This window comes from Rhodococcus sp. G6(2025) (assembly GCF_058628105.1).
The window spans coordinates 130,946-144,547 of record NZ_CP179753.1; the positions used below are offsets into that span (position 1 = coordinate 130,946).

The window sequence follows — 13,602 nt, forward strand, 5'->3', positions numbered from 1 at the left end:
GAGCGGCACATGTGGGCATCGTACTGGCCCGGCGGCATGTCCCCACATCCGAGTCGGTCTCGGATACCGAAGCGGGCTAGTCGATTACGACGCTGCGCCGCTCGGTGGACAGGGGTGATGAGGACGCCGTCGTGGGACATTCCATTCTCCCCCGGTCCGTTCCGCTCGACCCTGTCATGCCTTGAAGATCATCCGAGCTTCCGATCTCCACTACCTTACAACGTCGAGCTTGTATGTTACAAGCGGAAATCGTTCGCAGGAAGTGTCGTTCAAACAGGTAGGACGCCGACTATCACCTGTTGCCGCGGATTTCTTTTCAGTCACGCTAGTGACCGGTGAGCATCGCCCGTGTGTGCGTCGTTCTCCAGGGCTGCCTGTTCGGTTGAGTCCACGAAGTTCGTGGAGTGACGCTGTCAGGCGGTGACCGGTGCTGTTCGTTCTGAGATCTCAGAGAGCACGCATTCGGCTCGGCCCCGGGCAGTCTCGAAGCGGCGGGTACGCCAGGCGCGGATCGGCCCGAAGGAATGAAGCACCCACCGAAAGAACTGCGCGACGAAGGGGAACGCCGCACCGAACAGGGCGAGCCCCGCAAGTTCATGGAGGATCGGCACCCCGAGTTGATCTCCCAAGGCGCGGAGAACCCACGCGAACAGCAGAAAGAGAACCAAGTGGATCCCCAGCACACCACCGAGGAAGAACTCCTCACTCCCCTTCTGCCGCACCACACGATAAAGAACCTGCCTCTCGGCGCGCGTCAGCCGCAGACCGCGGTTTCTCAACGCATGTACGCACTGTTCGTCGAGGGAGAGCGCACGGTGGACTACATCGGCGTGGAGGCTCATCTGCGGTTCCTTCGTATCGTTGTTGATATTCCGGCTGATCATCAGGGGCACTTGCGGCCCCCGCTTCGATGTCGACTGGTTCACTTTTCCTCGGATGCGATCACGTTCGAGGTGGTGTCGTCAGCGAATACCGCGCGTCGTTCTCCCCAGTCCTGCGCAGCCGTTTCCCTTGCCGCAGTCTCGGTCGTATCCGGCGACCGTGGAGATGGGCCGACAACGGTCATCCCGGCGATCAACTCGTCAACGCCGGGTACCTCGGCCCCCGCTCGAGCGGCGCCTGCCGCCGGGGCCTGTTCTGCCGGCGACTGTTGTGCCGCGGTGACCACAGTCCGTGGTAGACCGCGCGGGCGGTCGATTCCGGCTTGGTGGCCGGCGCCCCCGAGGAACCCGACCGCGACGTACGCCAGGGCGATCGACGATCGAAACTTGTTGCTGCCAAATCTCATTCTCGTCGACCTTCCGCTGTTCGGACTGCTTGGTGTCGCAGCAGTTGCCGATCGATCTGACCACTGGTCAGCGCATCTGGGCGGTGACCGACATGGAACAGTCCCCCGGTGTGCGGGCAAACGAACACGGCGAGGCCCTTCTCCCCGGGATGTCTTCTGCGCACGGCCCTGGCGTCCGCGCGGCTGTGATAACCGCGGTGATGACACAGGCTGCAGAAGGTCCAGCGAGCGGCCGGATTGTGGGCGCGGGAGGTCATACCGACCGTCCGATCTGCAGCGTCAGCCAATCCGACAGCCAGGTGATCGCGTCGCGGCCTGCGTTATCGACGACCAGAGCGCTGTAGTTGGTGTGGGCGCCGGAGGTGAAAAAGCTCGCGGCCTCGAGCCCTTCTCCGACCAGAGCGGCCAGATCCTCGGCACCGCGGGACTGGGCCATGGTCGTCAACGAGCCGGTCAGCGCCGGCAGATCGAAATTCTGCGCCTGGGCGGCGATGGTGGTGGCCGCCTTCGAGGTTGTGCCGAGCAGCTCCGGAGGGGTCTTGGATGCCTTGCCCGAGAGCATGGCCACCGCGACCGAGGCCAGGTCGAGGCCAACGGGCAGCAGTCCGGTCATCGCCGCACCCGCTCCGAGCGGGTCGGGTAGCTGCCCGGGTGGTGGCAGCAGTTTCTCCACCGCGGTCCAGGCAATTTCCTGGATCTGTCCGATCAGGGTGGCGAGCCGGATGACGTCGACATTTGCGAGGATCGACGCCACGAGCGCAGCAATCTGCGTGTACCCGGTGGGGTCCGGGATGACCGAGAGCACCTGCGACACCCAGCGAAGATCGACGGCCGCGGCCATCTTCACCAACGGTGCGAACTGGTTGTTCAGCTCGCCGGCCACCTGGTGTGCTCCGCGGGCGTCGAGCGCGGCGACCTTCTGCGGCAGCATCGTGAGGTTGCGGAGAATGCCAGGCACGTCGAGAGCTGTCACCCCGGTGGCGACGTTGAGGACCTGGCCCACCACCGTGGCCGGTTTCAGCACCGACAGCACATTCGAGGCCGTCGACAGCGCATCGGCCGGGGTGGATGTCAGCGGGGCGAGCTGACCGTCGAGGGTGGTGGCCGCGGCCGAGAGCTGCGCCGCGTCCCCCGACGTCCCGGCCACAGATGAGCCCGAATCGGCCAGCCTGCCCGCGGTGTCGGCAAGCGTCGTCACGGCGGTCAGCGCGGCCGACAGATCGGATTCCCCGGCGTGGGACAGCACCTCGGAGGCACTGTGTTCGGGGCTACCCACCGGGGCTCCGGCGAGCTGTCCGGCGGCGGCGTGCGCGGTCCCGGAGTCGATCAGATCCGCCATCGGGGCGAGTGTCTGTGCGATGGACGACGCCGTTGCGGCAACAGCGCCGACGTTGATGTTCGGCTCGGCGAGCTGCTGTCCGAGCGCGGCAACACCCCGGCCCAGCGCGGGCAGGTCAGCTCCGGAGAAATCCGAGGTCAGCGCGGTCGCCAGTTCGGCACTTCCGCCGACGTTGCTGGTGTCGCCCGTGCCGGTGGTTTTGCTCAGAATCGATCCGAGCGAGCCGAGTAGCGGGTTGTCGCCCTTGCGGATCGAGCAGTACAGGTCGCCGGGATCGCAGATCGAGGCAACTCTGCCGGAGAGTGTGCCCATTCCCTGGGGTCGCGGATCCGCGATACCTGCGCCGGAGGTTCGAGGCCCAACGATCGCCGCACCCTTGGTGCCGGCGCCGGGGTCGGCGAGCAGGCCGACGGCCAGCACACGATCAGCGGGCACCGGCCCCTTGTCGTTGCCGATCCCCGAGGCGAGATCGCCCGCTGCATCGGCGCCCTGGGAGTAGCCGGTAATCGTGAACTTCGTGTTCCTGCACTTGCTCGACACCTCGGTGAGTACGGCCTCGGCCTTGGTGAGGGCGTCGACCTTGCTGTCGGCGTAGGTATGTCCGTTGTCGAACGCACGGGCCATGTACGGCAGGGTGTAGACCTCTGCCCGCCCGCCGTGGGCAGTGGTGATGGCGTCAGCGACCGGTGTGAGGATCCCGACAGGTTGGTGGGGGTCGGCGTTCTCCGAGGTCTCCCAGGTACCGGGGATCAGCAAATTGAACGTCGCCGCACAGCCGGTGGGGTCGGCGTGCGCGATAGCGGGGGCGGTCAATGCGACGGCACCGCCGGCGACGGTCGCGCACGCAACGAGAGCCACCACGCTGCGGGCTCTCGAACATCTTGCGGGCATGGGCACCTCATCTGTCGCCGGCGAGCTTGGACGCTCACCCCTCGATGCGGCCCCGGGATGCCACGCGCAGCGTCCGAAGAACACACACCGATGGGGTGAGGTGCATACGGTGACCGAATTCGGCAGCCAGATTCAACGGGGTATGTGGATAACCCTCATCCGCACCCCGCCCTGCCTCCCGCCCCCGCGCACGCCGTGTCTCTTCCTCGCGTCATGACCTGCGGAAACGACATGTCCCCTCCGGGTCAGATCCAGTCGATGTGGACCGAATCGATGTGGTCGAAGTGGAACCCGAACTGGTCGCTGTATCTGTCGAAGCCCTTGTTCTCCGGGTAGTCGAGGGTGGCGTGCCGCTCGAGCAGCGCAACGACTCGGGCGTGATCGTCGTTCGCGAGGGCGGCGGCCAGTTCGCGGGACTCCTCGCTACTGAACGGGGTGTCGGAGTTCGCGAAATCCAGGGTGCGGACCCGGTAGTCGTATCCCACGTCGGCGCCGTTGCGGACCATGACACCGCCCTTGACCCGGATGACTGCTCTTTTCGGGGTGCCGTCCGGCCGCAGCACCCCGGCGCGTTTCATGATGTCCTGCGCCTTTACGGTTTTGAGTTTCTTGCTGGCGTCGGCCCGCAGCTCGTTGGTGTCCCCGGAGCGGTATCGGGAGACGGCGGAGCGGGAACGCCCGATCTTCTGTGCGACGGCATCAATGCCGCCGAGGCGTTCGATCGCCGCACGGCGTTGCGCGCGTTCGAGGATGTCCGGGTGCGGGATGCGGCCCTGCTGCGCCCACCGCCGCAACGTCCGGTCGGACGGTGGGGTGCGGCCGGCGTCGATCGCGGCCTGCCGCAGACCGTCGTTGCCGAGCTCGGTGCGCAGCTGTTTGATCGAGACTTTGCTGGTCAGTGCGGCCAGTCCGCCGCTCTTGACCTGCTTCGATTTTTCGACACCGCTGGTCGCGGCGTCGGCGACGTTCACTTTGAGGCCGTCGAGGCCGACCGCCTGCTGCGGCGGCTTGGTGGTGCGGGGTGTGGGAAGGTGCAGGGCCATCAGAGCACCCCCTCCCCGTCGTTCTCGTCGGCGAAGACCGCATTGATTGCCAGGTTCACCTCGTGCACGTCCTGCGCCGACGCCACGGCGGACAGGAGTGTGTCGGTGAGGACGGTGTCCTTCTCCACCGCCATCTTCCCCAGTGCCGCGCTCGGGTCGGCGAGATCCTCGCCACCGGCGAGGAGGTACACCCAGGAGTCGGTGACGGTGCGGACCGGCCAACGACCTGCCTCGCGGGCGATCCGCATCGCCACGCGGCGGCCCCACCGGTCAACTCCCGCCCGGACGGCGTATACGTCCCCGCCGCGGTGACGATCACCGCATGACCGTCGGCCTCGTCACCGACCGGCAACGCCTCCCATAGCGGCGGCGACGCTGCGGGCGCTTCGTCTGCAACACCGACCTCCGTTGCATCCTCGTCCGACGTTGCTTGAGCGCAGACGTCCTGGTGCGCAACGTCGACTTCTGTTGCGTCCGCAACGGGCGAGTATTGCACCGTAACGTCGGATTCGATGGCCCTCGTTGCCGCACCGGCGTCCACCGGGGTATCGCCCTCGGCCGCCTCGTCGGCGGTGAGGTCGAAGAGCACGAACTGATCGTCGCCGCCCTCCCCCCGGTGGGGCATCAGCGCGCCCCCACCAGCGCGTACTGCTGATCAGGTGTTGCCGCATTGCGAATGTCCGTTGCATCGTCGACCTCGGGCAGCGGCGGTGTCCGGAATCCAGCATCCACTGCGCGGTGCGCGACCTTGTCGAAACGGCGCATTGCGGTGGAGGACGCCTTGGCCCGCGTTATCGTCGCAATTTCGGCGTAGCTGAGGTTCTCGGTGATCCGGAGACGGGCGGTTTCCTTGACGACGGGTTCGAAGTCATCGCAGGAGTCGATGAAGGCGAGGAGGTTCTCGATGGTCTGCTCCTCGTCCGGCAACACGTAGAGCTCTTGGGAGTCCTCGCTCGGCGCATTGCGGACTACCCCCTGCTGCCCCAGGTCTGCAATGTCCGCAACGCTGTCCGCGTCCGCAACGTCGGCAACGGCCGACTCCGTGGGGAGAGCAACGGGGCTCAGGTCCTCAACCTGGGCCGAATCTGCGGTCTCGCCTACGGGGGTCGAGGCCGCAGCGGCGACGGGAACATCGATCGGGACAACACCAACCGGGATGTCACCGGGCACCGGCGCAACGTCTGTCGCATTGCGCTGGTAGTGCTGCGAGGTCTGCCGGATCCGCTCGTCGCGGTGTTCGGATTCCACAGCGCTTTCCCGCTGTTCCTGGTCGCGAGATTCTTGGACGCGCGCGGTGGAGGCTTGGGCGATCCCGATCGCCCTGATGAGGATCCCGCAGCCGTGGGTAAAGGCGAGGACCAGGAGCGGCGCAATGACCGCAATGAGCGCAGCTCCTATCGGGGAGAGCGGTGTGTACCCCAGATCGGCGCCGGCTGCCACCTTCTGTCCGGCTCGGGTTGCCCATTGATCTGCGTGGTACGCGTTCCCGACGACGCTGATGAAAACGACGATGACAGCGAGCGCCTTGAAGAATCGCTTACCCGGCACGCCGTCGATCTTGCTCAGCGTAACGACCGCGATCGTTGCGCCCATGATTGCGCCGTCGACGATCAGCGGGAAGATCCACGTGAGTGAGTGCGGAATCCCGGCTTGCTGTGCGAGGTCACGCAGGACCGCGAAGGACAGCACAAAGGCACCTACGGTGATTCCGATCGAAATGAGGATTCCAAGGACCAACGAAACAATCAGGCTGGCGAGCTGGATTTGTCCTCGTCGAGGCTTAAGTCGGAGCTTAAAGTTGGCCATGATCGGGTTTTCCTTCCACGGGGTCCCGGTCGATGAGGCTCCGCCGGCTAGGCCCCGGCGGGGTCTCTCTGTTTGTCGGTCGTCAGCGAATCGTGCCTGGCGAGAGCTGTGCACTTCCCACCGGACGCGTTGCGGTTGCAATGCCGTTGCGGTTGATCGTCCGGAGCGCAACGACGGCAATCGTTGCGCTCAGCATTGCGCTGTCGACGATCGGTGGGAAGATCCACGCGAGTGAGTGCGGAATCCCGTCTTGCAATGCGAATTCACGCAACACCGCGAAAGACAGCATGAACGCAACTACGGCGATTGCCACCGCAATGCCGACTGCGAAGATGCTGCGGCGCTGGACTCGTAATGCTCGGAGATTAAGGTCGGTCATGATCGGGTTTTCCTTCCACGGGGTCCCGGTCAATGAGGCCCCGCCGGCTAGGCCCCGGCGGGGTCTCTTTTCGTTGCGGCCGTTGCACGGCCATACCTTTGCAATGCTGTTTGTGCTGGCAGGTTTCATATCCGGCTTCGGCGCAACGTTGCGCATATAACCCATATGGCGACTGCTTGCCCATATGGGCTATATGGCGATTTCGTTGGCAGGCGCGGGGAAAGGTTCGCCGTTGTTGTACTGGGTTTCGAGTTTGGTGCACAGCTGGTCGATCGCGGTGCGGATGAACATCTGCTGGCTCTTGATCCCGGTCCGGGGGCGGGTGTGTTCGAGCGCTGCGACCATGCGGTCCTTCAGTTCTTCATCCAGAGACAGCAGGATGTCGGTGGTCTGAGCCTTGCGCTTCTTCTCTGCGGCCGGTTTCGTCGACTCCGGTGCAGCCTTGCGTTGCCGCGGCGTTGCAGACGATGCTGCAGAGCGAGTAACTGTTGCGGGCGCGTCAGACGACGTTGCGGGCGCGTCAGACGACGTTGCGGGCGACTCCGATGCAACGGCCTCTGGCATTGCGGTTGTCGTTGCCGCTGCCTGAGCGAACGTGTTGCGCGCACTGCGAGGCACGGGTCGGGCGGGCTGGGGAATTTTGCTCATCAGAGTGCCACCTTCTCCAGGATCTCGATGAAGTTGTTGTGAAGGTTGCGGGACCAGACCGGATTGGAGGGGTGTTCATCGAACCCCATACCGACGTTGGTCAGCTTGGAGATGTCTGCTTTCTGAATGATCGGGTCGCCAAGCAAAGCGATACCGTCTGCAGCCGCGTACTCCTTGAGGTAGGAGACAACGTCCGCGTGGTCGTTGCGACGGCCGTCAAGCTTGTTGATGACAATCCCCGCGATGGGAAGGACCTTGTCCATGTACTCAGCCAGGTCTTCCAGTGCGTTCTGGATCGAATTGAGGCCGTCCACTGCGTCCGGCTCCGGGTTAACGACGATCAGAAGATTGTCGGCGGCGTACAGGGCGCTTCGGGACACTAGGTCAATCGCAGGGCGGCAGTCGATCAGGACGTGCTCGTAGTCGCCAGCGACCGGCTTGAGCGCGCGAGCGAAGGACATCTCTCCCCCGGGCTTGGTTCCCAGCTGGTCCGAAACCGCCTGAAGTTCAGCGAAGCCCGACGGCACTACGTGTATTTCTTCACGCCGTGCGGCGAAGATCGCGTCATGAATCGGCAAATCCGTCGATCGGTCGAGTACATCTGCGAGCGAATTCGGCGCTGGCTCAGATGTCGTGTACCCGGTGAGGTGCTTAGTGGAGTTGCCTTGCATATCCGCGTCGACCAGCAGGACCGGCCTGCGGATTGCGGCAGCGGCATGCGAGAGCCCATTGGCGACCACCGTCTTTCCGACGCCGCCCTTGAGGTTCGCGATCGCCGTGATCGTCATATTCCTCCCTTTCCTATTCCCATATGGGCACTTATATAAGCTTATATTACCTTACAATTCCTACGCATACATCTGATCTACTTCCCTTAGCTAGCTAGATCGTATGTAGCCCAAGGACACATAGCCTGCAATGACATGCAGTTATCTAAGGAAACTTCAGAACATCTCTGCTATCGGAATCACCACTAACAACAGCTGGTCTGGGCTGCACTCTGCTGAGCTGCGCTCTAATGCGCCCTACTGGGCTGTGCTCTGCTGAGCTGCGCTCTAATGCGCCCTACTGGGCTGTGCCCTACTGGGCTGTGCTCTGCTGAGCTGCGCTCTAATGCGCCCTACTGGGCTGTGCCCTACTGGGCTGTGCTCTGCTGAGCTGTGCTCTGCTGAGCTGCGCTCTAATGCGCCCTACTGGGCTGTGCTCCGGTGGGCTCTGCTGGGCTCATCGGAGATCCGCTGACGTTCCAGAACATCAGTCAGAAACCAATGCGGAAGCTCACGGCATATGAAGCAATAGGGTGGAAGAATCCTCTCGCGACTTCGCACATCACCAGAAACCAAGACCGCGCCCACGGGTGGTGGCTTTCGAGCGTGACTTACCCGTCAAACGAGGATGGCGGGGGATGGCCCCCGGAGATGGGACCGTGAGCAATGAAGAGACTCGGAGCCAGACCCCACGAGAAGCAACGGCCGCAGAGAGGACCTCACTGCCGCCTGCGGAGCCCAAGCAGGATCTTGGCGTTGACCTCCGGCCCAATTCCGGGCCGCTTGAGGTGAACCAGCACACTGCTGCAGTCGTCGCTGGCCCGCCAGTGGAGGTAGAGGATTCGGAACCCTGCGCCCCCTGAGATGTCAATCGCTCACATTGACATGGGAAAACGGCACGTCCCCACTAAACGACCAGCGATGCATCGTCCGCGGAAATCGAGCAACACCAACGGAACCCGCCGGCTCGGTGATTTGAGGAAGCGACTTGGGTGTTGCGGTGTTCGAGTTCGCCCGCACGGGCATCCAGCTCCCGGCGGCGTGGAGTTCCCGGGAGGGCTCTTCCCCCGGCCAATCCCCAACGGTGAAATGCTGCGGACAGCGTTCGGCCAGCTCCAGCCGCGTACAGCGTGTCTCGATCAAGCGCTCGTGCGATTTCCGTCCAGCGCGTGGTGTCAATTCAATTTCTGCCACCTCCAGTGAAACTTGGTCGGCAACGGATCTCAGCGTCGGACGGAGACATTCTTGCGGGAGGGCCCATGGACGGTGACACCGCGTTGGGTGGTTGCTCTGGCGTTTTCGCTGAGAACGAGGTGCGTGTTGCCGCCGGCGTGGACCACCGCATCACCTTCGGCGTAGACAACGGCGTTGTCATAGGCGTTGACGAAGGTGCTGTCCGTCGCATTGACCTGGGCGTTGTCGCAGGCGTTGATGGTGGCGTGGTTGCGTGCGATCACGCCACAATGATCGAACGCGTCGACGATGGTGTTGGTGTAGGCGTAGAGGCGCACATGCCCTGTGATTTGTAGTCGGGCAGCGTCGGTGGCCACGATCTGCGCGGTCTCCGGGAGCGGGGTATCGAGGTGAATGCGCACCAGAGACGTACCGATGATGCGGATGGTCCACTCGTCCGTCCTGGCTTTGGCGAACGTGCGGTCGTCGAGGTCTATCTCACTTCCAGCAGTGTCGACGACGACAGAGGTAGTCCCGGTACGTAGCCGTTCGCGGACAGAGTCGGAGTTTTTGCTGACCTGCGCTGTTCGTTGCTGGCGAGTGGGGGAGCGGCGCGGTCTGGCTTTCGCCTTCGTCTGGCTCGTCGACACGTGAGATTCCGTCCTCGGGGTAGGGGCGGGGGTGAACGCGGCGGTTTGCGGCATCCTATGCCCAAATCCTTCGTGGCTGCGGGAACCCATGGAGTAACGCCCTTCGTTTCGTGCTGCTTCCAGAAGTCACGGTCGAGGCTATGTCGGCCAGGCTGCGTTCGAGTCCGGCCTTCATCACAGCCCGGTTGGTGTCAGTGCACCGAACAAACGGCGGCTTGGTGTAGGCGGTGATCATTCGTGGACCCCTTGGTGTGAGGCGTGCGTGGCGGCGAGTGTGCGCCAATTCGCGCGCATCGCCGCGCGGTGTTCGGAACTTGCTGCCCGGGATCGGGCCGTCGCGGCCTCATTAGCGCGTGCTGCCTGCTCAACGCGTCTCTGGACGTCGATTCTGGCTCGTTGCTGGCTCGGTGAGGGGCCGGTGAAATCGATGCGCGAGAGTCGCATGTGGGCGTACCGGACTGGGTTTTGGACCGTGTAGCCGCCGGTGTTCCAGCTCTTCGCGTCGGGCCAGGTCCAACCACGGTCTTGAGTGTCGCGTGTGAGGGCGTCGGCGATGTCGCGGCCGGTCCAGCGGGTGGTGTCGATGCCGGTGCTTACGAGTACATCTACGAGCTGGCCGATATGCTTATCCGGAGTTAGTGCAGGGGCGAGATGGGCGAGTTCTGCGGCCGCGCGTTGGGTGTGCAGAGGCTGGTTGGTATTGGCGGTAATTGCTCCTGCGTGCGTTCGCGCGCGCTTGGTGAGTTCTCTCTTACGAGAGAACTTCTCAAGAACAGAAGAGCCAGAAGATAGGGTGTCACGCCCGGTGACCTGTGGATTGCTCGCCTGGGCTTTGGCTGCTGCTGCCTGCTGCCGTTGACGGCGTTGCCGATACGTCTGCGCGCGGTGCGCAGACCGCGAGGGGGTGCGCCCGGGAATCTCTGCTTGGGGAGTGGCCTCGACGACCCATCTCGGGCTCGACAAGGCCCACACACTCGCGGCCCGATGCTGGTGGCCACCGTGATGCAGCTCAGCTGCCATGAACTCGTGTCCCCGGAGGTGGCGACCGCGAACGATCTCGTGGCCCATTCCCAGATCACGCAGGACTCGGCGGGCGCGGTGGACCACCGACTCGGACACCCCTGCCACACGTTCGATTTTCTCCACCGCAGCGGTCATATCCCGACCCGTCTCGGTGTCAGCGAATCGGGCGTGGGCGGTCCCGACCGCGACCAGACTTTCAACGCCGATGCGGTGCCGTTTGACCGCGGTCCTGCCGGTCTCGGTATGGGTCACCACATATCGAAGCTGCCGCAGCCACTCGCCCGGACTGGACCAGACCGGGATACCCAGGTAGGCGCCATCGGGGATGGGCAGCATCCATGAGCTGCCACGTTGACCGCTGGTGTGGTTGAGCTGTTCAAGTTCCCCGACCCACCGTTTCGCGTCGACGACGAGGGCCGCCAACTCCGAATCGGGGGCGGTATCGGGTGTGTACGCGGAAGTGTCCGACGACACGCCGAGCGTGGAATATTGGGTTCTTGATGCTGTTTCAGGCAATGCGTTATCCTGAGACGTATTCACGGTGTGTGAATGTCCCTTCGGGGATGTGCAGTACGAGTTTCAGAAGCGCTAACTTCTGACTCTCACCCTCAGAGAAAATGTGACGGCCCGGCCAGGCCATCACCCTCTGGTAGGAGGACCGACCAAGTCCTCCTCGACGAATACCGCGGTAGCGGTTCCTGATCCGAAACCACCCCCACCAGGGGGTTTTCTTGTTTCTGAGGGTCTGCTCTTTTGAGTTCTATTGATCGAGGACGTTCGTTGGTTACTCAGTCACATGCAGCACTTCTTTCTCTTTGGACACAGGTCGGTAACCATCTCACCACGGGCCCCCCTCCAGACTGCGGAGGCTCGCGCGTGCTGAATGGGGGAGCGGACGCGGCATCGGCACCGCCTCTATGTGCTGCTGATGCGGCGTCGTTGCGAGCATGAGTTGGGCCACAGAGGCGACCTTCCGGATCTGCTCGATGGTGGCTGTCTCTGGATCTGTGGCGACCAGGTCGACGACGTCGACGAGCGAATCCCACGTACCCACGCTGAACATCGGCCGATCGGTGGAGAGCAGCAGGGGGCCGTGGTTGGTGAGGAGTTGATCTGCGTTGAGCACGGTCGGCGTAGCAGCCTTTTCGACGATCTTGCGAGCGCAGATCGTTTCTCGCATCGGGATGAGTTCCCATTCGTGTCCGTGGCGGTCGGTGGCGGTGAGGTTGGTCATGCGGCTGCCCCTCTTGCTGAGCTGTGAAAACGGGTGTTCCACGCTTCGATTGCCGCGGAGATCTGACTCTCGGCGACTGCTGCGGGTTGAGTCGAGAAATGAGCCCAGAAGGCGCTGGTGACCGTTTCTGCGCCACTGAAGTTGCCGCCGGCCAAGTAATCGCGGGCATCGATCGCGGAGTTGGCTACCGCTGCCCACGCGAAATCAGACGGCGCGCGATCGAGCTTGATCGCCGCGAGCTGCTCGAATACATCCCAGCGTGCTGAGATCGAGTCCACCGAGGCGATCGGTGTGGCGCGGCAGAGGGAGGCGACAGTCTGTGCCTCAGCCTGCGAGAATCCGGGGACCGTGACGAGGCCCCAGTGCGGATGAGCGTAGAGGTCGGCGAACCATCCCCACCGAACAGCGGAGGGCCCCTCGGTGGCTGGGGTCTCGACTTGGCCGTTGGCCATGAAGTAGACCTGGTCGACGAGTGAGGTCATGCCGCCACCTCAAGGAGTTTGACGGCCGGCACCACGGTTGCCGGCCGTGTGCGGGTGCTGCGGCCACGGCTGATGGCGTACCGGTCGAGGCTTGCCCGGTCGATGACTTGTCCAGTGGTGGTGAACAGCAAAGAAGCGACGATCTGTTCGCGTGGTCGCTCCCCGCGATCGAGGAGAGCGTTCAGCTGTTCCTGGCAACGAGCCAGCAGTGGGCACTGTGCGCACGTGTCCATAGCCTTACGCCAGGAAGCGATGTCGATGCCATCGACTGCCCAGCCGGTTCCTTTGCTGGCGCACAGGCCGCGGTCGGGGGAGACGGCGGGAGTGAGTTGCATCAGGCCGCGGGCTTCGAGGGCGTCGCGGATGCGGCGATACGCCGGGCAGGAACGCACGGTCTTCGAGTAGGCGAAGCCGCACCGCCGGCACCGATGGTCACCGCTGTGCTGGTCGGCGAGCCGTAGTAGTTCCTGGTCGGAGTGGTCAGTGAGGGCACGCACGTGTGGCGGTCGCATACCTCGGTCGGCGAGTACGCGTAGCGCTTTGGCGGCTAGGTCGCACAGCGGCTGGCTCTGGGGGCCGATATATCCGCACCCGGAGCATTTCCCGTTCACGCGCTTGTGTGCAGCGAGTACGAGTCGCGGATCGGTTTCAATCTCAGGAGGCACTGGGCGCGTAGTTGACGCGCCAACTAACGTATTCATGGCAGAGGGTCCATTTCTGCATTCGAAGCGAGGGCGGCTAACCCTCGACTTCTCGGCTTTTCCGGCTGCGGCTAACAGTCGGTTTGGCTACGGGGTCCCCTGGTCGGTGCTAACGACCAGGGGATTTCTCATTGTTCTGGCGACTCATCCTCCCCGATGTGAGCGATGTAATGTACCG

Annotated in this window: 13 protein-coding genes and 1 pseudogene; 1 reads left to right on the forward strand and 13 read right to left on the reverse strand. The window is 63.7% G+C overall.

Going from position 1 to position 13,602, the window contains the following annotated elements:
* Positions 1–413: 413 nt before the first annotated feature.
* The 4 genes and pseudogenes from ACLIVD_RS43495 to ACLIVD_RS43510 all read right to left on the reverse strand — a co-directional run.
* Positions 414–884, reverse strand: coding sequence for a hypothetical protein (locus ACLIVD_RS43495; protein ID WP_491933868.1), 471 nt, complete (start codon positions 882–884; stop codon positions 414–416).
* A gap of 657 nt (positions 885–1,541) precedes the next feature.
* Complete coding sequence (locus tag ACLIVD_RS43500; protein WP_206004816.1) at positions 1,542–3,518, reverse strand: cutinase family protein; 1,977 nt, start codon at positions 3,516–3,518, stop codon at positions 1,542–1,544.
* A gap of 245 nt (positions 3,519–3,763) precedes the next feature.
* Positions 3,764–4,561 carry a hypothetical protein gene (locus ACLIVD_RS43505; protein ID WP_206004817.1) on the reverse strand — a complete coding sequence of 266 codons (798 nt, stop codon included), beginning with the start codon at positions 4,559–4,561 and terminating at the stop codon, positions 3,764–3,766.
* Positions 4,561–4,830: pseudogene (locus ACLIVD_RS43510) on the reverse strand (hypothetical protein); the annotation flags it as partial. The pseudogene ACLIVD_RS43510 and the gene ACLIVD_RS43505, both read right to left, overlap by 1 nt.
* A 161-nt stretch (positions 4,831–4,991) precedes the next feature.
* Between ACLIVD_RS43510 and ACLIVD_RS43515 the strand changes: the two are divergent.
* A complete protein-coding gene (locus tag ACLIVD_RS43515) occupies positions 4,992–5,216 on the forward strand; it encodes a hypothetical protein (protein WP_206004818.1) in 225 nt (74 codons plus the stop codon).
* On the opposite strand, the gene ACLIVD_RS43520 is transcribed toward ACLIVD_RS43515, so the two are convergent.
* The 9 genes from ACLIVD_RS43520 to ACLIVD_RS43560 all read right to left on the reverse strand — a co-directional run bounded on the left by ACLIVD_RS43520 (position 5,186) and on the right by ACLIVD_RS43560 (position 13,220).
* Positions 5,186–6,367, reverse strand: a complete 1,182-nt coding sequence (locus tag ACLIVD_RS43520; protein ID WP_206004819.1) for a DUF2637 domain-containing protein — start codon at positions 6,365–6,367, stop codon at positions 5,186–5,188. The genes ACLIVD_RS43515 and ACLIVD_RS43520 overlap by 31 nt on opposite strands.
* Positions 6,368–6,449: 82 nt before the next feature.
* Complete coding sequence (locus ACLIVD_RS43525; RefSeq protein ID WP_206004820.1) at positions 6,450–6,746, reverse strand: DUF2637 domain-containing protein; 297 nt, start codon at positions 6,744–6,746, stop codon at positions 6,450–6,452.
* A 189-nt stretch (positions 6,747–6,935) separates the two neighbouring features.
* Positions 6,936–7,394, reverse strand: coding sequence for a ParB family protein (locus ACLIVD_RS43530; protein ID WP_241032100.1), 459 nt, complete (start codon positions 7,392–7,394; stop codon positions 6,936–6,938).
* Positions 7,394–8,182, reverse strand: coding sequence for a ParA family protein (locus ACLIVD_RS43535; protein WP_206004821.1), 789 nt, complete (start codon positions 8,180–8,182; stop codon positions 7,394–7,396). Before ACLIVD_RS43535 ends, ACLIVD_RS43530 begins: the two co-directional genes overlap by 1 nt.
* A 1,202-nt stretch (positions 8,183–9,384) precedes the next feature.
* Positions 9,385–9,984, reverse strand: a complete 600-nt coding sequence (locus tag ACLIVD_RS43540; RefSeq protein WP_206004822.1) for a hypothetical protein — start codon at positions 9,982–9,984, stop codon at positions 9,385–9,387.
* Between the two features lie 231 nt (positions 9,985–10,215).
* Entirely contained in the window at positions 10,216–11,547 is a 1,332-nt protein-coding gene (locus tag ACLIVD_RS43545; protein ID WP_206004823.1) for a hypothetical protein, read from the reverse strand.
* A 298-nt stretch (positions 11,548–11,845) separates the two neighbouring features.
* Positions 11,846–12,241: a hypothetical protein gene (locus tag ACLIVD_RS43550; protein ID WP_206004824.1), complete on the reverse strand. Its 396-nt coding sequence runs from the start codon at positions 12,239–12,241 to the stop codon at positions 11,846–11,848.
* Positions 12,238–12,723: a hypothetical protein gene (locus ACLIVD_RS43555; RefSeq protein ID WP_206004825.1), complete on the reverse strand. Its 486-nt coding sequence runs from the start codon at positions 12,721–12,723 to the stop codon at positions 12,238–12,240. The genes ACLIVD_RS43550 and ACLIVD_RS43555 overlap by 4 nt, the downstream gene beginning before the upstream one ends.
* On the reverse strand, positions 12,720–13,220 hold the full coding sequence (locus tag ACLIVD_RS43560; RefSeq protein WP_206004826.1) for a hypothetical protein: 501 nt from the start codon (positions 13,218–13,220) through the stop codon (positions 12,720–12,722). Before ACLIVD_RS43560 ends, ACLIVD_RS43555 begins: the two co-directional genes overlap by 4 nt.
* Positions 13,221–13,602 lie beyond the last annotated feature (382 nt).